Here is an 18,908-nt window from a genome sequence, read left to right as displayed (position 1 = left end):
GCTCTGCGTCATGGCCGGGCTTGTCCCGGGCATCCACGCCCTTTGCAGCCAGAACCTAAGACGTGGATGGCCGGGACAAGCCCGGCCATGACGAGAAATCACGAACGCGTCGACAACGTCGTCACGTATCCAGCCGGCTGAACACCAGCGTGGCGTTGGTGCCGCCGAAGCCGAACGAGTTCGACAGCACGGTGCCGATCTTGGCGTTGTCGATGCGCTTGCGCACGATCGGCATGTCGGCGAACACGGGATCGAGCTCCTGGATGTGCGCGCTCTCGCAGATGAAGCCGTTGTTCATCATCAGCAGCGAATAGATCGCTTCCTGCACGCCGGTGGCGCCCAGCGAGTGGCCGGTCAGCGCCTTGGTCGCGGAGATCGGCGGGCACTTCTCGCCAACGCCAAAGACCTTGCGGATGGCCTCGATCTCCGGCGGATCGCCGGCCGGTGTCGAGGTCGCGTGCGGATTGATGTAATCGACCTTTGTCTTCACCGTCGACATCGCCATGCGCATGCAGCGCTCGGCGCCTTCACCCGATGGCGCGACCATATCGTAGCCGTCGGAGGTCGCACCGTAGCCGACGACCTCGCCATAGATGCGTGCGCCACGCGCCTTGGCATGCTCGAGCTCTTCCAGCACCAGCACGCCGGCGCCGCCGGCAATGACGAAACCATCGCGATTGAGGTCGTAGGGACGTGAGGCCGTGGCCGGCGTATCGTTGTACTTCGAGGACATCGCGCCCATGGCGTCGAAAAGCACCGACAGCGACCAGTCCAGCTCCTCGCAGCCGCCGGCGAAGATGACGTCCTGCTTGCCGATCTGGATCGTCTCATAGGCATTGCCGACGCAATGGTTCGACGTCGCGCAGGCCGAGGAGATCGAATAGTTCACGCCCTTGATCTTGAACCAGGTCGCAAGCGTCGCGGAAGCCGTGGAGGACATCGCCTTCGGCACCGCAAACGGGCCGACCCGCTTCGGTCCCTTGGAGCGGGTGATGTCGGCGGCTTCGACGATGGTGCGCGCCGAGGGACCGCCGGAACCCATGATGATGCCGGTGCGGATGTTGGAGACTTCATCGGGCGACAGGCCGGAATCCTGGATCGCCTGCTCCATCGCGATGTGATTCCACGCCGCGCCCTGGCCGAGGAAACGCATCGCGCGGCGATCGACCACCGTCGAGGGATCGAGCGTGGGCTCACCTTGCACCTGCGAACGGAAGCCGAGCTCGGCATATTTCTCAGCCCGCGAAATGCCCGATTTCGCCTCGTGAAGGCTCGCAAGCACTTCCTGGGTGTTGTTTCCGATGGACGAAACGATGCCCATTCCGGTGACCACAACCCGCCTCATGTCAGCCTCGCCTCGTCGTTGTCTTCTTGGATAATGCGCTCAGCCCAGGCTCGTGCCCTGCTTGAACAGGCCGACCTTCAGATCCTTGGCGCGATAAATAATCTGGTCATCGACCGAAAGCCACCCGTCGGCAATCCCGAGCACGAGCTTTGAGCGCATCACGCGTTTGATATCGACGTTGTACACAACCTTGCGGGCGTCAGTCAGCACCTGGCCGCCGAACTTCAGTTCGCTCAGACCGAGCGCCCGGCCCCGGCCTTCGCCGCCGATCCAGCCGAGGTAAAAGCCGACCATTTGCCACAGCGCATCCAGGCCGAGGCAACCCGGCATCACTGGATCGTTCTTAAAGTGGCAGCCGAAGAACCAGAGGTCGGGCTTCACGTCGAGCTCGGCGCGCACGAGACCCTTGCCGAACTCACCGCCATTGTCGTTGATTTCCGTGATGCGGTCGAACATCAGCATCGGCGGCAGCGGCAGCTGGGCATTGCCCGGGCCGAACATCTCGCCGCGGGCACAGGCCAGCAGATCTTCGTATTCGTAACCGTTGCGCCTGTTCAGCATTCACGAGCCTCTGTTCAAATCCCGGTTGAGCGGCGTTTTTCTGGCGAAATGGGCCCCGTCTCGATCGGAGAGCAACGCCAATTGCCACCGCCGGCCGCGACTCGCGCAAGCCCCGAATGGACTGCGCCCAAGCTTTCATGCACGGCTGCGCCAAAATCGGCTAAGCGGAACCGCGCGCTCTCTAACACAGGCTATTTCGGGTGGCAAAGCGCATCGATGAAGGTAAAATGACGCGCTCCCCAGGCCGGTTCCAAGCCTGATTAGAACCTCTCTAGTTGCGAGAAACTTGCATCTGCATCTTTCTGTTCTTATATTACTGGGAGATATTGTTCACGCGTGCCCGAAATCTGGAAATGAGCGAGAATACCGCGCCCCATCACGACGATGACGCCCATGCCGCGGCCCTCCTGTCCGGCCGCCAGCCGGCCTTGACCGGCTGTCCCTGGCACGACGTTAACGAAATGCTCCAGTCCGCGGGGCTGCGTCCGACGCGCCAGCGCATGGCGCTCGGCTGGCTCCTGTTCGGCAAGGGCGCGCGTCACCTCACGGCCGAAATGCTTTACGAGGAAGCGACGCTGGCCAAGGTCCCGGTATCGCTGGCGACCGTCTACAACACGCTGAATCAGCTCACCGATGCCGGCCTGCTCCGCCAGGTCAGCGTCGACGGCACCAAGACCTATTTCGATACCAACGTCACCACCCATCATCACTACTATCTCGAGAACAGCCACGAGCTGGTCGACATCGAGGATCCGCATCTGGCGCTGTCGAAGATGCCGGAGGTGCCCGAGGGCTATGAGATCTCCCGCATCGACATGGTCGTGCGCCTGCGCAAGAAGCGCTGAGATCGTCTTAAACTGCTGAGATCGTCATGGCCGGGCTTGTCCCGGCCATTTCCTTTTTCCCGTCATCCCGGATTCGATGCTACGCATCGCTCCGGGATGACGCCTGTCGGCGTCAATTCACCTGCTCGTCCGCGTAGACGCCCCAGAGGCGCTCCTGCTGGATCCAGCCGTCAAAGCCGTTGCCGATGACGCGGCACCAGCTTGCGGCGCACTTCTTCACCTGCGTGACGACGCCAGCCTGGAGCCTTGCCGCAACCGCGCTGTCGGGATCGGGCCGGTCATAGATCGGGGCGAGGTCGTCCTTGTGCTTCATGGTGACGACAGCGGTGCGGCGGCCCGACAGCAGCGAGTGATAGACCCAGCCCTCGGCGCCTTCGGAATCACGCACCCGGCGCCAGTTCTCGAATTCGGCGGTGATTTCGACCGGCAGGCCGGCGCGGGTGTAGACCCAGGCGACGTCATTGTCCTTGGTCGGGCCGGCGCGGACGTTCACGTGGTCCGATTTGAGGCTGACATAGCGCGGTACCGGCAACCCGCTGGCGGTCTGCGGAGTATTATCCTTCGCCGAATGCGAGGGGCCGACCGAGGCGCTCAACCAGGTGCAAACGAGCGCCATCACCGAACAAAAACGCCCCAACGCCATCAACCCGTCTCCTGTCGAAGACCCGGCCAAGCCGGATCCTCACTGCAAATTCCAAAACCCTGCCGCGTCTGCCCCTGCTTCCCGCCCCACGCGGGTTCCAACCCTCGGCCCGTGGTTCTTGTCTTGGCCCGGCCTTCTGCTAGAGAGGACGAGCACTTGAACAACCAGTTTGCCCCGATTTTCCGGCCGGAAATGTCGGGAGAGCTTGGAGGAAACGCCGGGGACGGACACGGCAAGGGCAGTGTCGAACAACCGGGTTAATGAGGCCTCAACGACCGGCCTTTGGCGACAGAGGCGGCTTGCTGTGCCTCATGAGAGCAGGACATGTCGGTGAAGAAAAAGCCCCTCGTCGTGGTGACGCGCAAGCTGCCGGATTCGATCGAAACGCGAATGCGCGAGCTGTTCGATGCGCGGATCAATCTCGATGACACGCCGATGTCGGCCGATCAGATCGCGGAAGCCGCGCGCACCGCCGACGTGCTGGTTCCGACCGTGACCGATCACATCAGCGCCGATGTCGTGAACCAGCCCGACTGCAAGCTCCGCCTGATCGCCAATTTCGGCAACGGCGTCGACAATATCGACGTCGCAGCCGCCCATGCCCGCGGCATCACCGTCACCAATACGCCGAAGGTCCTGACCGAAGATACCGCCGACATGACCATGGCGCTGATCCTCGCGGTGCCCAGGCGAATGATCGAAGGCGCCTCGATCCTGACCGAAGGAAAGCTCTGGGCGGGCTGGTCGCCGACCTGGATGCTCGGCCATCGCATCGGGGGCAAGCGTCTCGGCATCATCGGCATGGGCCGCATCGGCCAGGCGGTGGCGCGCCGCGCCCGCGCCTTCGGCCTGCAGATCCACTATCACAACCGCCGTCCCGTCGCGCCCGTCATCGCCGAAGAGCTGGGCGCGACCTATTGGGAAAGCCTCGACCAGATGCTGGCGCGGATGGACATCATCTCGGTGAACTGTCCGCACACGCCGGCGACCTATCACCTGCTTTCGGCGCGACGGCTGAAGCTGATCCGCAAGGACGCCTATATCGTCAACACCGCGCGCGGCGAGGTCACCGACGAGGACACGCTGATCAAGCTGATCGAGGGCGGCGAGATCGGCGGCGCCGGCCTCGACGTCTACGAGCACGAGCCGGCGGTGAACCCGAAACTGGTGCGGCTCGCCAAGGCGGGCAAGGTGACGCTGCTGCCGCATATGGGCTCGGCCACGATCGAGGGCCGCGTCGAGATGGGCGAGAAGGTGATCATCAACATCCGCACCTTCCTCGACGCCCACAAGCCACCGGATCGCGTGCTGCCGAGCATGCTGTAGTGTCTGTGCTCCGGCGGACGGATGGTGTACCCGATCTGCCCCCGGGCAAATTGAACCTAGCTCGCGATTTCAAGACTAGCCGCCACGTCCTCACCTGTACGTGCAGGTCGACGTATTCGCGTCTCCTCCATGCGTGACGAAAGATCTCGGATCAGCTCCATAACGTCTGGCGCCAGGCTAGACGTATTTTCGATGTTGATGATGTAAGGGGGCTTGAGTGCGTTCATTCCGCCCCCGAAGATGGAATCCAAAGGCAGCCACCATGTCGCCATGCCACTCCGGTGCCTCTATTGCTGCCTTGAGACCTGATCGAAGATCCTGAGCTGTTTTCCAATTACTTGCGTCGAGTTCTACTGTTCGCATAGTGCTCTCGGTGCCGCCCGAATTTTGGGCCGCTGTCCTAGTCGCGATGGATGCTCAGATCCTCGATCACGGGCCCATCGCCGTTGAGCGGATTGGCGGGATCGCGGGCGTAGCGCAACGTCTCGAAGCGCATCGCGCGCGCGTCGATCATCAGGAGGCGGCCGACGAGGCCGTCGCCGAAGCCGACGATCTCCCGGATCGCCTCCAGCGCCATCATCGAGCCGAGCACGCCCGCCAATGCGCCCATGACACCGGCTTCGGCACAGGCCGGAACGGTCCCAGGCGGCGGCGCTTCCGGAAACAGGCAGCGGTAGGTCGGATTGAACTCGCCCTGCTCGTTCCTCTCATGCGCGCGGATGGTGGTGAGCGAGCCGTCGAAGGTGCCGAGCGCCGCCGTGATCAGCGGCCGCTTCGCGAAGAAGCAGGCATCGGAAACGAGGTAACGCGTCGAGAAATTGTCGGAGCCGTCGAGCACGAGGTCGTAATCGCCGATCAGGCTGAGCGCATTGTCGGCGTTGAGCCAGGTGGCGTGACCGACAAAGCGGACATGCGGATTGAGCGCCGCGATCCGCTCGGCGGCGCTCTCGACCTTGTGCCGGCCGATATCGGGCGTGGCGTGGATCACCTGGCGCTGCAGATTGGACAGCGACACCACATCGTCATCGACCACGCCGAGTGTGCCGACGCCGGCAGCAGCCAGATACATCAGAGCGGGCGCACCGAGCCCGCCGGCACCGATCACCAGCACGGAGGCTCGTTTCAGCGCAGCCTGGCCGGGACCGCCGACATCGCGCAGCACGATATGGCGGGCATAGCGTTCGAGTTCGTCGGGGCTCAGCATCGTTCTTCGTTCCTCTCAACCCTCATGGTGATGAGGATCAACACCTGAACCAGCCCAACATTGTTCGCGACCAACGAGATGTGCTTCAATGGCATTGCGTTCAATGGGCTGGCTGGATTTGTCATGAGATCGATGCTTGCGGCAACACTGATGTTTGCGGCGGCCACGGCTGCGAACGCCCAGATGACGCCGCCACAGGTCCCCAGCACCAAGCCGAAAACGGTCCAGACCGTTCCGATTCGCCCGCCAACCGTTCAGACGGCATCGGAAACAGCCGATGCCATGGCACAGGCCGAGCGCCTGTCGCTGCAATCCGATCTCGCCTGGGTCGGCCAATATAACGGGGCCATCACCGGCGACGTCAGCGAGCGCATGGTCAACGCCATCAAGGAATACCAGAAGGCCAAGGGCGGCAAGCCGACCGGCGTGCTCAATCCGCAGGAGCGCGCGGCGCTCGCCGAGACCGCAAGGCGGAAACAAGACAGTGTCGGCTGGAAGATCGTGATGGAGCCGACCAGCGGTGCGCGGCTCGGCATCCCCGGTAAGCTTGTGCCGCAGCAGGCGAGCGACGCCAACGGCTCGAAATGGACCTCGCCGACCGGAACCGTGCAGGTGCTGCTCAGCCGCCGCAAGGAGGTGAACCCGACCACCGCGAAGATCGCGGAGGCCGAGAAGAAGGAGCCCGCCGGCCGCAAGGTCGATTACACCGTGGTGAAGCCTGACTTCTTCGTGCTGTCCGGGCTTCAGGGCCTCAAGAAATTCTACGTGCGCGGCACCTTCAAAGGCGATGAGGTCCGCATCATGACCGTCCTCTACGACCAGGCGATGGAGAACACGGTCGAGCCGGTTGTGATCGCGATGTCGAGCGCGTTCAACCCGTTTCCGTCCAGCCCGATGGCCGGACCGCCGCCGCGCAAGACTGTCGAATACGGCACCGGCATCGTCGTCAGCGACGACGGCGCGATCGTCACGGACCGCCTCGTCACCGATGGCTGCCTCGCGATCACGATCGGCGGTCATGGCAGCGCCGACCGCCTCGCTGAGGACAAGGAGCACGATCTCGCGCTGCTGCACATCTACGGCGCGCGCGGCCTGAGGCCGCTCAGCATCGCGAGCGGCGCGGCGAAGACGAATGTCGACGTGATCGGCATCACAGACCCACAGGGTCAGGGCGGTGCGGCCCGCGTGTCGAGCGTGAAGGCGGCGCTGGCGCCTGTGACAGCGAGCGACTCCGCGCTGTCGCCTCCACCGTCGGCGGGTTTTTCCGGCAGCCCGGCCATCGATGCCGACGGCAAGTTCGCCGGCATTGCGCTGCTGAAGCCGGCAATGGTTGCAGGACCTGCAACGTCGGTGCCGGCCTCGCAGGCGGTGATGGTCTCCGCGGAGACGGTGCGCGATTTCCTGAAGGCGAATGGCATCACTGCGAATGGCTCATCGATGGATGCGAAAGCCGCTGTCGTGCGCGTGATCTGCGTGCGGAAGTAGGCTCGCCAACAACTACGCGCTATCGTGTCCCGGACGCGGTGCGGCGTGAAACGCCGCGCCGCTGAGCCGGGACCCATGTCACCAACAGTCGCACTTGGGGCTTTCCGGGCCCCGGCTCTGCAGCGCATCGCTATGTGCTGCGCTTCGTCCGGGGCACGGTTGCGCATCCATCCCACGTGCGACTACGGGTCCGGTAATGGTACGGACCCCGATCCGCGGCCAGCGCATCGATGACGCCGCCAACACCCTCGCCGAGGGCACTGGATCGAGACCCGGCTCGAGCTCGAAGCTCCGAACGATGCCCTGATCGATCAGGTGATGTCGCCCGCGCATGACATGCTGAACGTCGCCGCCGAGCTTGCGGCGGACGAGACCACGACACTGGCAGCCCGGCCGGATTGCTTCGCTTCGCGGTTCCAGACGTTCCATCCACTCGTCATTGGCGGGCGCGGTGCTGTCGTCGCCCTCACCAAGCCTCACGGCCTCTCGGCAACAAGCCTGATGGTCACTTCTGACATTTCGGACACCAGAAGGTCGACCGACCATTCTGCGTGAACCGCTTGATCGTGCCGCCACAGCGCGGCGTGGTGCATGTCTCGCCTTCGCGGTCGTAGACCTTGAACGAGTGCTGGAAATAACCGAGTTCGCCCGAGGTCTGGCGGTGATCGCGCAAGCTGGAGCCGCCAGCCCTGATCGCATCGTTCAGCACGGTGTGGATCGCGCCGACCAATCGCTTGGCATGATCGGTCGGCTCGCCCTTCTTGGTCGATAGCGTCGCGGCGATCCGGCGCGGCGACAGATGCGAGCGGTGCAGCGCCTCGCAGACATAGATGTTGCCGAGTCCCGCCACCACGCGCTGGTCGAGCAGCGCGGCCTTCAGGCTCGTGGTCTTGCCTTCGCAGGAGCGCGCCAGCATCGCGGCATCGAATTCGTTGCCGAGCGGCTCGGGTCCGAGCCCGCGCAGCAGCGGTTCTTCCTCGAGCGCGTTGCGCGCAATCACTTTCATGTAACCGAAACGGCGCGGATCGTTGAACACGATGTCGGCGCCCGAGGACATCCGAAACAGCACATGATCGTGCGCGGAATCCTTGGCCTTCGGATGGTGAAACGCGCCAGGCTGCACGTCGTTGTCCGGCTTGATGACACGGAACGAACCCGACATGCCGAGATGCATCAGCAGCACGTAGCCCGAGGCGAGATCGGCCATGAGATATTTTGCACGGCGGCCGAGGCCCGTGACAACCTGCCCCTTGAGCCGGGCCACGAAGTCCGGCTGGAACGGAAAGCGCAAATCCGGCCGGCGGGCCTCCGCATTGAGGATTTTTGCACCCTCCATGACGGGCTGAAGGCCGCGGCGGACGGTCTCGACTTCGGGCAATTCGGGCATCGTCGGGCATTCACCTTATGAGGGCGGTGTGATAGCGCCATTGCGGCGGCCGCGCTATGGTCCGCCATGCGGAGTAGAGTAATGGATCGGCCGGGCGAAACCACGCATTTTGGCTTCAGGGACGTTCCCCTCGGGGACAAGCAGACGCTGGTGAACGACGTGTTTCACAGCGTGGCGTCGCGTTATGATTTGATGAATGACCTGATGTCCGGAGGTCTGCACCGGGTCTGGAAGGACATCATGATCACCGCGCTCGACCCGCCGAGGGGCGACCGGCCGTTCGCGCTGCTCGATGTCGCCGGTGGCACCGGCGACATCTCCTTCCGCGCCGCCAGGGCGGCCGGTCCCGGCTTCCATGCCACGGTCTGCGACATCAACACCGATATGCTGGCTGTGGGCCGCGAACGCGCCGCCAAGCAGCATCTCGAGACCCAGGTCGATTTCGTCGAAGGCAATGCCGAATCGCTTGGCTTCGCCGACCGCAGCTTCGATGCCTATACGATCGCTTTCGGCATTCGCAACGTGCCGCGAATCGACCTTGCACTGCGCGAGGCCTATCGCGTGCTCAGGCCCGGCAGCCGCTTCCTGTGCCTGGAATTCTCCACCGTCGAGATGCCGGGGCTCGACAAGCTCTATGACTTGTTCTCGTTCAAGGTGATCCCGCCGCTCGGCCGCATGGTCACGGGCGACGCCGAGTCCTACCAATACCTCGTCGAATCGATCCGCAAGTTTTCCAAGCCTGCCGTCTTCGCCGACATGATCCGCGAGGCCGGCTTTTCCCGCGTCAGCTGGCAGACACTCTCCGGCGGCATCGTCGCACTGCATTCGGGCTGGCGTTTGTGATCTCTGCCATCACCCACATTGCGCGCCTGATCCGCGCCGCGTTCGTCTTTGCGCGCGAGGGCGTGTTCGGCTCGGTCGATCCGAGCCTGGTGCCGCCACCGGGCCAGCTTGCGCTGAAGCTCGCGCGCCTCGTCGAACGGCGCAGCGCCAAGCACGGTCCGCGGATCTCTCGCGCGCTGACGCGAATGGGCCCGGCCTATCTCAAGCTCGGGCAATTCCTGGCGACGCGCCCCGACGTGGTCGGCGTCGTCATGGCGCGCGATCTCGAAAGTCTCCAGGATCGCCTGCCGCCGTTCTCGCAAGCCGAAGCCGAAGCGGCGATCACGACGTCACTGGAACGACCGCTGAGCGACGTATTCGCGAGCTTCGGCCCGCCGGTCGCGGCCGCCTCGATCGCGCAGGTGCATCGCGGCGAGGTGTTGCGCGACGGCATCCGCAAGCCGGTCGCGATCAAGGTGCTCCGGCCCAATGTCGCCGCACGTTTCCGCCGCGATCTCTCCGACTTCTTCTTCGTCGCGCACAAGGCCGAAGCCTATTCGGCCGAGGCGCGGCGCCTGCGTCTGATCGAAGTCATCAACACCATGTCGCGCTCGGTCGCGATGGAGATGGACCTGCGACTGGAAGCAGCGGCGCTATCCGAGATGGCCGAGAACACGCAGGGCGATCCTGATTTCCGCGTGCCGGCCGTCGACTGGGATCGCACCACGCACAACGTGCTGACCATGGAGTGGATCGACGGCATCGCGCTGAACGATCACAAGGGCCTCGCAGAGGCCCAGGTCGATTTGCCAGATCTCGGCCGCAAGGTGATCCAGAGTTTTCTGCGCCATGCACTGCGCGACGGCTTCTTCCACGCCGACATGCATCCGGGCAATCTGTTCCTGGATGATACCGGCCGTCTCGTCGCGGTCGATTTCGGCATCATGGGCCGGCTCGGCATGAAGGAGCGGCGCTTCCTGGCCGAGATCCTGCTCGGCTTCATCACCCGCGACTACCGCCGCGTCGCCGAGGTGCATTTCGAGGCGGGCTATGTGCCCGCGCACCATTCGGTCGAGAATTTCGCCCAAGCCATCCGTGCCATCGGCGAGCCCATTCACAACCGTACCGCCGAGGAGATCTCGATGGCGCGGCTGCTGACCCTGCTGCTCGAGGTCACCGGCCTGTTCGACATGAGGACGCGGCCCGAGCTGATCCTGCTGCAGAAGACCATGGTGGTGGTCGAGGGCGTGGCGCGCGGCTTCGATCCCAAGCTCGACATCTGGAAGATCGCCGACCCCGTGGTGCGCGAATGGATCGAGCGCAATCTCGGACCCCTAGGCCGGGTACAGGGCGCACTTGCCGGAACCGGCGACATCGCGCGCGTGCTGATGCGCCTGCCGGAGATCGCGGAGCGATCGGTGAAGGTCCTCGAGCAGCTCGAGACCATGACGCGGGAGGGCATAGGCCTGTCGCCGGAGAGCATCGCGGCCATGGGGCGCAGCGAGGGCCGCAAGAACCGCTGGCGCACCGTGGCGCTCTGGATCATCGCCGCGACCTTTATCGGGATCCTGGTTGCCGTCCGGAATCTTTGATTGCACTGCAATCACGTGAATGATAGCATCGCTATCATTTCGTGCTGGAGAGCGTCATGGCAAGCCTGACCATCCGCAAGCTCGACGACGCCGTCAAAACCTATTTGCGGCTGCGCTCGGCCAGGAACCGCAGGTCGGTCGAGGAAGAGGTCCGGGTCATCCTGAGGGAGCTGATCGAGGGCCGCGAGGAGCCGCTGACGCCGTTTTCGGCGCCGCCCGCTCCATCCACCGCCCCGACGCCCCAGCGCACCGGTGCCCTCCCTGAGGCCAGCGTCACCCTGATCATCGGCGGCGGGATCGCGGCCTATAAGTCGCTCGACCTGATCAGAAGACTCAAGGAGCGCCGCATCGAGGTCCGCTGCGTGCTGACCAAGGCGGCACAGCAATTCGTGACGCCGCTGGCGGTGAGCGCACTCTCCCATGAGCGCGTCTATACCGACCTGTTCGACCCGCAGAGCGAGTTCGACGCCGGCCACATTCGCCTGGCGCGCGACTGCGACCTGATCGTGGTGGCGCCGGCGACGGCCGACCTGTTGGCGAAGATGGCGAACGGCCATGCCGACGATCTCGCCAGCGCCGTCCTGCTCGCCACCAATCGAAAAATCCTGCTGGCGCCGGCGATGAATCCGCTGATGTGGAGCAATGCGGCGACGCGGCGCAACGTCGCGCAGCTCCAGCGCGACGGCGTGGTGCTGATCGGCCCGAACTCGGGTGAGATGGCCGAAGCCGGCGAAGCCGGTGTCGGTCGTATGTCGGAAGCCATCGAGATCGCCAACGCCGCCGAACGGCTGCTGCGACCGCCCATGCCGAAGCCGCTCGCCGGCAAGCGCGTGCTGATCACCGCAGGCCCCACGCACGAGCCGATCGATCCGGTGCGCTACATCGCCAATCGTTCCTCCGGCAAGCAGGGCTTTGCCATTGCCGCCGCCGCACAGGCCGCGGGCGCTGACGTGATTCTGGTGAGCGGCCCGGTCGATCTCGACGATCCCGCTGGTGTCACCGTCAAGCATGTGGAATCCGCGCGACAAATGCTGGAGCAGGTGCAGGCCGCGCTGCCCGCCGACGTCGCGATCTTCGCCGCTGCGGTCGCCGACTGGCGCGTCGCCAATGAGGGCGAGCAGAAGCTGAAGAAGACCGCGGCCGGCATGCCACAGCTTCAACTGGTCGAGAACCCCGACATTCTCGCCACGATCTCGAAGCTGACCGACAAGCGCCCGCCGCTGGTGATCGGCTTTGCCGCCGAGACCGAGCATCTCATCGAGAACGCCAAGGCAAAATTCGCACGCAAGGGCTGCGACTGGATCGTCGCCAACGACGTCTCGCCCGCCACCGGCGTGATGGGCGGCGACCGCAACACGGTCCACCTCCTCAGCCGCAAGAACGGCGCGAAGGATGGCGAGATTGCAGTTGATTCCTGGCCGGTGATGACCAAGGAACAGGTCGCCATCGAACTGGTCGCGCACATCGCCAGAAGCGTGACCGATAAATCCCGGGAGCCGGCATCTTGAGCACGAAGGTCACCGTCGAACTGCAACGCCTCGCCCATGCTGACGGCCTGGCGCTGCCGGCCTATCAGACCAGCGAGGCCGCCGGCCTCGACCTGATGGCAGCCGTTCCGGACAGCGAGCCGTTGACGCTCGCACCTAGCCAATATGCGCTGGTGCCGACGGGCCTGGCGATCGCCCTGCCGCCCGGCTACGAGGCGCAGGTGCGGCCGCGCTCCGGGCTGGCGGCCAAGCACGGCGTCACCGTGTTGAACTCGCCGGGAACCATCGACGCCGACTACCGCGGCGAGATCAAGGTGATCCTCATCAATCACGGCGCGGCGCCCTTCGTGATCAAGCGCGGCGAACGCATCGCCCAGATGGTGATCGCGCCCGTGGTGCAGGCCGCCCTGGTTCCGGTGGCCACCTTGTCGGTGACCGATCGCGGCGCCGGCGGCTTTGGTTCCACCGGCCGTTAGCGTCTTACCTCTCTCGTTTACAAGCGGGGGAGGGAACGCCCCCGCTCGCGTGGCGATCTCGCCCAAATCTTCATTGCCGCTAACATACGACAGCTCCTGCCGAATCACCCGAAGAATTACGTGACTCCAGAACCGCGTGCCCCCGGCATTTTTGTGGGGCCGCTTTGCGTTCACGATCTGGACTCTTACCGGTGGAGTCGCGGTGAGGGTATTGTCTCTTGATTCGCGCGCGACGGGGGTCGCCGCGCGTAGATTCGTGCGGTCTTGGGGCAACTATGTCAGGCGTGATCGTGTCGATGCGTCGGACGCTGCTGTCGTGCACATCGCTGGCGCGCAACGGCTTGATAGGAGGCGCTTTCGCAGCGCTGCTGCCGGCTGCGCCGGCCAAGGCCGCCGATCTCGTCGACACCCTCTCCATCATGCTGGATTTCAACCGGCAGGAACTCGCGGTGCTCGCCACCGCGCTGGCTTTGCTCGGTTTCTCCGTGGTCGCCGCGATCCTGCTGATGCGCACGCGGGTGCGCACGGCGAACAACGAGGCGCAGCTGCGCACCCGGATCGGTGAACTGCAACTCCAGGCCGACCGCTTCGGCGCGCTGCTGTTCGCCGAGCCGCAGATCCTGATCTCCTGGCCCGCCGGCGACAATCGCGCCCAGATTTCCGGCGACATCTCGATGGTGCTGCCGCGCGACGCCTCGCCGCAGCGCGTGCTGGCGTTCGGAACCTGGCTGCCGCCGGAACCCGCGCTGCAGATGGACCATGCCGTCGATGCGCTGCGCGACCGCGGCGACGGGTTCCAGCTGACGCTGACAACGGCGCACGGCCACACGCTGGAGGCTATCGGTCGTGCCATCGGCGGCCAGGCCATTGTCCGGATTCGTGAACTTTCCGGACTGCGGCGTGAACTGGCCGAAACCAATCTGCGTTACAACGCGCTCTGCTACGAGACCGAGATGCTGCGCGGCTTTGCCGCCGCCGCACCCTGGCCGATCTGGGCCAAGGGCGCGAACGGCGCGCTGACCTACGCCAATCCGGCCTATGTCCGGGCCACCGAGGCGACCAGCGTCACCGATGCCCAGGAGCGCAAGCTCGAGCTGCTCGACAGCGCCGACCGCAGTGCGATGGAGCGGGGGCTGAAGGACACGGCCAATTTCACGTCGCGGCTGCCGATCGTGATCGGCGGCGAGCGGCGCATCTACGACGTGCGGGCCGTCAATGTCGGCAGCGGCAGCGTCGGCGTCGCCATCGATGCCAGCGAGGCGGATGCGCTGAGCGCGGCGCTGGTGCGCATGGCGGAGGCGCATCGCCGCACGCTGGACCAGCTCTCCTCCGGCGTCGCCGTGTTCGACGGCCACCGGCGCCTTGCCTTCTACAACGATTCCTACCGGCGGCTGTGGGACCTCGACCGCAACTTCCTCGACGCCAATCCCGACGATTCCAGCATACTCGACCAGCTCCGCGCCGCGCGCAAATTGCCGGAGCAGCCGGACTTCCGCGCCTGGAAAGCCAAGCTGCACGAAGCCTATCGCGCGGTCGAAACCGCCAAGGACACCTGGTTCCTGCCTGACGGCCGCGCGCTCTCGGTCGTCACCACGCCGAACCCGGAAGGTGGCGTCACCTATCTGTTCGACGACGTCACCGAGAGCCTCGACCTCGCCCGCCGCTTCGACGGCCTGATCCGGGTCCAGCGCGAGACGCTGGACAGCCTCGCCGAGGGCGTCGCGGTGTTCGGCAGCAACGGCAAGGCGCAGCTATTCAATCCGGCCTTCGTCCGGATGTGGAAGCTGTCGAGCGACGCCATGCGCGACGAACCGCATATCCAGACGGTGGAAGGCTGGTGCCATCAGCTGTTCGACGACCCCGCGGTCTGGCGCCAGATCCGCGAGGCCATCACCTCGATCGAGAACCGCGCCGATGTGCCGCTGAAGCTGGAGCGCAAGGACGGCAGCGTGCTCGATGGCATGATCCGGCCGCTGCCCGACGGCGCCACCATGCTGACGTTCCAGGACATTACCGATACCGAGAATGTCGAGCGCGCGCTGCGCGAGCGTAACGAGGCGCTGGAAGCCGCCGACCAGATGAAGGTGGATTTCGTCCACCACGTCTCCTACGAGCTGCGCTCGCCGCTCACCACCATCATCGGCTTCGCGCATTTCCTCAGCGATCCCTCGACCGGGCCGCTGACGCCGAAACAGGCCGAGTATCTCGACTACGTCACAAAGTCGACCAACGCACTGCTCGCGCTCACCAATAACATCCTGGATCTCGCCACCATCGACGCCGGCGCGATGAAGCTGGAACTCGGGCAAGTCGATGTCAGCAAGGCCATCGAGCTCGCCGCCGAGGGCATCCAGGACCGGCTCGCCACCGACCGCATCCGCCTCAAGGTCGAGATCGCGCCCGATGTCGGCAGCTTCATCGGCGACGAGAAGCGCGTGGTGCAGGTGCTCTATAACCTCCTCGCCAACGCCGTCGGGTTTTCTCCACAGGATTCCACCGTCGGAATCAGCGCCCGGCGCACCGAACGCAGCGTGGTCTTCACTGTGACAGATTCCGGACCTGGAATACCTGCCGACATGAAGGACAAGGTGTTCAACTGGTTCGAAAGCCGCTCGCAGGGCTCGCGTCACCGCGGCGCCGGGCTCGGCCTGTCGCTGGTGCGCTCCTTCGTCGAGCTGCATGGCGGCAAGGTGCGGGTGGATTCGATCGTCGGCCGGGGCACGGTCGTGATCTGCGACTTCCCGACCGATCAGGCGGCGCACCGCGACGCCGCAGAATGACAGCGCCCACCACATTCTCCGTCGCGCTTCACAACGAGACGGCCACTGCGCAGCTGATGGCCGATCTCGCGCTGCTGGTCGGATCCGGCGATGTCATAACCCTCACCGGCGATCTCGGCGCCGGCAAGACGGCTGCCGCACGCGCGCTGATCCGCTACCTCGCCGGCGACGAGGCGCTGGAAGTGCCGAGCCCGACATTCACCCTGGTGCAGGGCTACGAGCTGCCGCCCTTCCCGGTGCTGCATGCCGACCTCTACCGCGTCGAGGACGAGAGCGAGCTCGAGGAGATCGGGCTGTCGCCGCTGCCGGACGCCACGCTGGTTCTGATCGAATGGCCGGAGCGTGCGCCGTCGGCCATGCCCGCGGATCGGATCGACATCGCGCTGACGCACCGGCCGGCACTGGGCTCGAATGCGCGCGCCGCCGACATCACCGGTCATGGCAAGTGCGCCGCGCAGGTCGCGCGGCTGAAGGCGCTGCGCGAATTCCTCGACGCATCCGGCTATATCGACGCGACGCGACGGCGTATGAATGGCGACGCCTCGACGCGTTCCTATGCCCGGCTGCTGCGCGACGACGAGATCGTCATCCTCATGAATTTTCCGCAGCGGCCCGACGGCGCGGCCCTCTACAATGGAAAATCTTACAGTGCCGCCGTGCACCTCGCCGAAAATGTAAGGCCGTTCGTCGCGATCGACGAAGGCCTGCGCGCGCAGGGAATCTCCGCGCCCGCGATCCATCATTCCGATCTGGACCACGGCTTCCTGATCACCGAAGACTTCGGCGGCGAAGGCGTGATCGAAGGCGATCCGCCGCGCCCGATCGCCGAGCGCTACGAGGCCGCCACCGATGTGCTGGCGATGCTGCACGGCAGAGCCTTGCCGGAGACGCTGCCGCTGGACGGGCAGACCTACGAGATCCCCCTTTTCGATATCGAGGCGCTGCTGACCGAGATCGGATTGATGCCGGAATGGTATCTGCCTGACCGCAACGCGCCGCTGAGCGAGGCGGCGCGCACCGAGTTTTTCGCGATGTGGCGCGAGCTGCTGAAGAAGCCGCTGGCGGCGCCGCGGACGTGGATCATCCGCGACTATCACTCGCCGAACCTGATCTGGCTCGGCAATCGCAGCGGTATCGAACGTGTCGGCGTGATCGATTTCCAGGACACCGTGCTAGGTCCGCATTCCTACGACGTGGTGTCGCTGCTGCAGGATGCCCGCATCGACGTGCCGGAGACGCTCGAGCTGACGCTGCTGTCGCGCTACATCAAATCGCGGCGCGCGCAGGACACCAGCTTCGACGCCGCCGGCTTCGCCGAGCTCTATGCAATCATGTCGGCGCAGCGGAATACGCGCCTGCTCGGCACCTTCGCCCGGCTCAACCGCCGCGACGGCAAGCCGCATTATCTGCGCCATCAGCCGCGGATCTGGACCTATCTCCAGCGCTCGCTGGCACATCCCGCGCTCGGCGCTTTGCGCGACTGGTATCTCGCCAACGTGCCGCCGCCCCAACGCCCGCCACAAGCCTGATCCGGGCTCGATTTACCGCCTGTTAGCCAAAACTCCGCTATTCTGGCGGAGAGACAGCCGGATAAATACGGGGCTGGAGCGAGGCAGATGGCGGCGAAAGCGGATCAGCGCGTCAACAACCGGGTTGTTTTCGAACGCGGGATTCCGGCCCAGATGATGGGAATCGACGGCACCTGGCGGCGCGAGTGCACCATGGAGGACGTCTCCGAGACCGGCGCCAAGCTGACCATCGACGGTTCGGTCGAGGGCCTGCACCTGAAGGAATTCTTTCTCCTGCTGTCGTCCACCGGCTTGGCGTACCGGCGCTGCGAACTCGCCTGGGTCAATGGCGACCAGATCGGCGTCAATTTCCTCAAGCTCGGCGACAAAAAGAAAAAGGTCCGTTCCGCGACCGTTGGGGCGTAACGGCAACACCCGTCGTACAACCGTCACGGCGAGTGGTTAAGGCGGTTCAGATGCGGTGCGGCTGATCGAACCTCGTGCTAGGATTTGCTGCGAACGCGAGAGGTCTGAGAAAGCGAAGGATGTCCGTCAAACCGACCAAAGCCATGGTGCTCGCTGCGGGCTTCGGCCTGCGCATGCGTCCGCTGACGGACAAGATGCCGAAGCCGATGGTGCCGGTGGCGGGCCAGCCGCTGCTCGACCACGTGCTCGACAAGCTCGGTCAGGCCGGCGTGACCGAAGCAGTGGTCAACGTGCACTATCTGCCGGACCAGATCATCAACCACACCGCATCACGTCAATCTCCGCGCGTGATCATCTCCGACGAGCGCGACCAGGTGCTCGGCACCGGCGGCGGCGTGGTCAAGGCGCTGCCGCTGCTCGGCGACGCGCCGTTCTTCCACGTCAATTCCGACACGCTGTGGATCGATGGCGTGCGCTCCAATCTGACGCGGCTGGCTGAAAATTTCGACCCGGCGCGCATGGATATCCTGCTGCTGATGGCGCCGACCGCGACCAGCATTGGCTATAGCGGCCGCGGCGATTACGGCATGCTGCCCGACGGCGCCCTGCGCAAGCGCAAGGAAAAAGAGGTCGTTCCGTTCGTCTATGCCGGCGCGGCGATCATGTCGCCGTCGATCTTCGCCGATGCCCCCAAGGGCGAGTTCTCGCTGACCAAAATGTTCGACCGCGCCAACGAGCAGGAGCGGCTGTTCGGCCTTCGCCTCGACGGCGTCTGGATGCATGTCGGCACACCCGATGCCGTGCATGCGGCGGAAGAGGCGTTCCTGGAGAGCGTGGCGTAGGTCCGCTCTCGTGTCCCGGGCGCGGTGCGGCACAAGGTGCCCCTCCGCTGAGCCGGGACCCAGTCCATCCTCACTTGCGGAACGAAGTAATCTGGGCCCCGGCTCAACAGCGCATCACTACGTGCTGCGCTGCGTCCGGGCCACGAGAGCGGATGTGTAGCAAACAGCGGGGAAAGACC

General features: G+C 64.9%; 16 protein-coding genes. 11 read left to right on the top strand and 5 right to left on the bottom strand.

The window, feature by feature from the left end; translation table 11 throughout:
• Nucleotides 1-121 precede the first annotated feature (121 nt).
• Nucleotides 122-1,345: a beta-ketoacyl-ACP synthase I gene (gene fabB, locus P6U28_RS32660; protein ID WP_122400145.1), complete on the bottom strand. Its 1,224-nt coding sequence runs from the start codon at nucleotides 1,343-1,345 to the stop codon at nucleotides 122-124.
• A gap of 39 nt (nucleotides 1,346-1,384) precedes the next feature.
• On the bottom strand, nucleotides 1,385-1,906 hold the full coding sequence (fabA, locus tag P6U28_RS32655; protein WP_122400146.1) for a 3-hydroxyacyl-[acyl-carrier-protein] dehydratase FabA: 522 nt from the start codon (nucleotides 1,904-1,906) through the stop codon (nucleotides 1,385-1,387).
• Between the two features lie 353 nt (nucleotides 1,907-2,259).
• On the opposite strand from fabA, the gene irrA reads away from it, so the two are divergent.
• Nucleotides 2,260-2,751 (top strand): iron response transcriptional regulator IrrA, encoded by a 492-nt coding sequence (gene irrA / locus P6U28_RS32650; RefSeq protein WP_122400147.1) that lies wholly within the window; start codon nucleotides 2,260-2,262, stop codon nucleotides 2,749-2,751.
• Nucleotides 2,752-2,863: 112 nt separating this feature from the next.
• Here irrA and P6U28_RS32645 read toward each other — a convergent pair whose 3' ends face one another.
• On the bottom strand, nucleotides 2,864-3,394 hold the full coding sequence (locus P6U28_RS32645) for an SH3 domain-containing protein (protein WP_122400148.1): 531 nt from the start codon (nucleotides 3,392-3,394) through the stop codon (nucleotides 2,864-2,866).
• 324 nt (nucleotides 3,395-3,718) lie between these two features.
• Between P6U28_RS32645 and P6U28_RS32640 the strand changes: the two genes are divergently transcribed.
• Nucleotides 3,719-4,720 (top strand): D-glycerate dehydrogenase, encoded by a 1,002-nt coding sequence (locus tag P6U28_RS32640; protein WP_122400149.1) that lies wholly within the window; start codon nucleotides 3,719-3,721, stop codon nucleotides 4,718-4,720.
• A 400-nt stretch (nucleotides 4,721-5,120) separates the two neighbouring features.
• Here P6U28_RS32640 and P6U28_RS32635 read toward each other — a convergent pair whose 3' ends face one another.
• Nucleotides 5,121-5,924, bottom strand: a complete 804-nt coding sequence (locus P6U28_RS32635; RefSeq protein ID WP_122400150.1) for a molybdopterin-synthase adenylyltransferase MoeB — start codon at nucleotides 5,922-5,924, stop codon at nucleotides 5,121-5,123.
• 123 nt (nucleotides 5,925-6,047) lie between these two features.
• Between P6U28_RS32635 and P6U28_RS32630 the strand changes: the two genes are divergently transcribed.
• Nucleotides 6,048-7,409, top strand: a complete 1,362-nt coding sequence (locus tag P6U28_RS32630; RefSeq protein WP_162500043.1) for a serine protease — start codon at nucleotides 6,048-6,050, stop codon at nucleotides 7,407-7,409.
• A 505-nt stretch (nucleotides 7,410-7,914) separates the two neighbouring features.
• On the opposite strand, the gene mutM is transcribed toward P6U28_RS32630, so the two are convergent.
• A complete protein-coding gene (gene mutM, locus P6U28_RS32625) occupies nucleotides 7,915-8,796 on the bottom strand; it encodes a bifunctional DNA-formamidopyrimidine glycosylase/DNA-(apurinic or apyrimidinic site) lyase (RefSeq protein ID WP_407120491.1) in 882 nt (293 codons plus the stop codon).
• Between the two features lie 81 nt (nucleotides 8,797-8,877).
• Between mutM and ubiE the strand changes: the two genes are divergently transcribed.
• The 8 genes from ubiE to P6U28_RS32585 all read left to right on the top strand — a co-directional run bounded on the left by ubiE (nucleotide 8,878) and on the right by P6U28_RS32585 (nucleotide 18,729).
• Entirely contained in the window at nucleotides 8,878-9,639 is a 762-nt protein-coding gene (ubiE, locus tag P6U28_RS32620; RefSeq protein ID WP_122400152.1) for a bifunctional demethylmenaquinone methyltransferase/2-methoxy-6-polyprenyl-1,4-benzoquinol methylase UbiE, read from the top strand.
• The gene (ubiB, locus tag P6U28_RS32615) at nucleotides 9,636-11,210 is read left to right on the top strand and encodes a 2-polyprenylphenol 6-hydroxylase (protein ID WP_122400153.1); all 1,575 of its coding nucleotides are present in this window, start codon (nucleotides 9,636-9,638) and stop codon (nucleotides 11,208-11,210) included. The genes ubiE and ubiB overlap by 4 nt, the downstream gene beginning before the upstream one ends.
• A gap of 56 nt (nucleotides 11,211-11,266) precedes the next feature.
• On the top strand, nucleotides 11,267-12,718 hold the full coding sequence (gene coaBC, locus P6U28_RS32610) for a bifunctional phosphopantothenoylcysteine decarboxylase/phosphopantothenate--cysteine ligase CoaBC (RefSeq protein ID WP_122400154.1): 1,452 nt from the start codon (nucleotides 11,267-11,269) through the stop codon (nucleotides 12,716-12,718).
• Nucleotides 12,715-13,173: a dUTP diphosphatase gene (gene dut, locus P6U28_RS32605; protein ID WP_122400155.1), complete on the top strand. Its 459-nt coding sequence runs from the start codon at nucleotides 12,715-12,717 to the stop codon at nucleotides 13,171-13,173. The genes coaBC and dut overlap by 4 nt, the downstream gene beginning before the upstream one ends.
• A gap of 275 nt (nucleotides 13,174-13,448) precedes the next feature.
• Entirely contained in the window at nucleotides 13,449-15,953 is a 2,505-nt protein-coding gene (locus P6U28_RS32600) for a PAS domain-containing sensor histidine kinase (RefSeq protein WP_122400156.1), read from the top strand.
• Complete coding sequence (gene tsaE / locus P6U28_RS32595) at nucleotides 15,950-17,482, top strand: tRNA (adenosine(37)-N6)-threonylcarbamoyltransferase complex ATPase subunit type 1 TsaE (RefSeq protein ID WP_407120490.1); 1,533 nt, start codon at nucleotides 15,950-15,952, stop codon at nucleotides 17,480-17,482. The genes P6U28_RS32600 and tsaE overlap by 4 nt, the downstream gene beginning before the upstream one ends.
• Before the next feature lie 87 nt (nucleotides 17,483-17,569).
• Nucleotides 17,570-17,887, top strand: coding sequence for a PilZ domain-containing protein (locus P6U28_RS32590; protein ID WP_122400158.1), 318 nt, complete (start codon nucleotides 17,570-17,572; stop codon nucleotides 17,885-17,887).
• Nucleotides 17,888-18,006: 119 nt separating this feature from the next.
• Nucleotides 18,007-18,729, top strand: coding sequence for a nucleotidyltransferase family protein (locus tag P6U28_RS32585; protein ID WP_129142362.1), 723 nt, complete (start codon nucleotides 18,007-18,009; stop codon nucleotides 18,727-18,729).
• Nucleotides 18,730-18,908: the final 179 nt, after the last annotated feature.

The sequence above is a fragment of the Bradyrhizobium sp. STM 3561 genome, assembly GCF_045571455.1.
GTDB lineage: Bacteria > Pseudomonadota > Alphaproteobacteria > Rhizobiales > Xanthobacteraceae > Bradyrhizobium > Bradyrhizobium vignae.
The sequence above is the reverse complement of the archived record's forward strand: the minus strand, read 5'-3'. Positions and strand labels throughout refer to the sequence as shown.

Coding starts and splice junctions, on each gene's coding strand:
- fabB (WP_122400145.1), bottom strand. CDS start 1,345: ATGAGGCGGGTTGTGGTCACCGGAATGGGCATCGTTTCGTCCATCGGA.
- fabA (WP_122400146.1), bottom strand. CDS start 1,906: ATGCTGAACAGGCGCAACGGTTACGAATACGAAGATCTGCTGGCCTGT.
- irrA (WP_122400147.1), top strand. CDS start 2,260: ATGAGCGAGAATACCGCGCCCCATCACGACGATGACGCCCATGCCGCG.
- P6U28_RS32645 (WP_122400148.1), bottom strand. CDS start 3,394: ATGGCGTTGGGGCGTTTTTGTTCGGTGATGGCGCTCGTTTGCACCTGG.
- P6U28_RS32640 (WP_122400149.1), top strand. CDS start 3,719: ATGTCGGTGAAGAAAAAGCCCCTCGTCGTGGTGACGCGCAAGCTGCCG.
- P6U28_RS32635 (WP_122400150.1), bottom strand. CDS start 5,924: ATGCTGAGCCCCGACGAACTCGAACGCTATGCCCGCCATATCGTGCTG.
- P6U28_RS32630 (WP_162500043.1), top strand. CDS start 6,048: ATGAGATCGATGCTTGCGGCAACACTGATGTTTGCGGCGGCCACGGCT.
- mutM (WP_407120491.1), bottom strand. CDS start 8,796: ATGCCCGAATTGCCCGAAGTCGAGACCGTCCGCCGCGGCCTTCAGCCC.
- ubiE (WP_122400152.1), top strand. CDS start 8,878: ATGGATCGGCCGGGCGAAACCACGCATTTTGGCTTCAGGGACGTTCCC.
- coaBC (WP_122400154.1), top strand. CDS start 11,267: ATGGCAAGCCTGACCATCCGCAAGCTCGACGACGCCGTCAAAACCTAT.
- P6U28_RS32600 (WP_122400156.1), top strand. CDS start 13,449: ATGTCAGGCGTGATCGTGTCGATGCGTCGGACGCTGCTGTCGTGCACA.
- tsaE (WP_407120490.1), top strand. CDS start 15,950: ATGACAGCGCCCACCACATTCTCCGTCGCGCTTCACAACGAGACGGCC.
- P6U28_RS32590 (WP_122400158.1), top strand. CDS start 17,570: ATGGCGGCGAAAGCGGATCAGCGCGTCAACAACCGGGTTGTTTTCGAA.
- P6U28_RS32585 (WP_129142362.1), top strand. CDS start 18,007: ATGTCCGTCAAACCGACCAAAGCCATGGTGCTCGCTGCGGGCTTCGGC.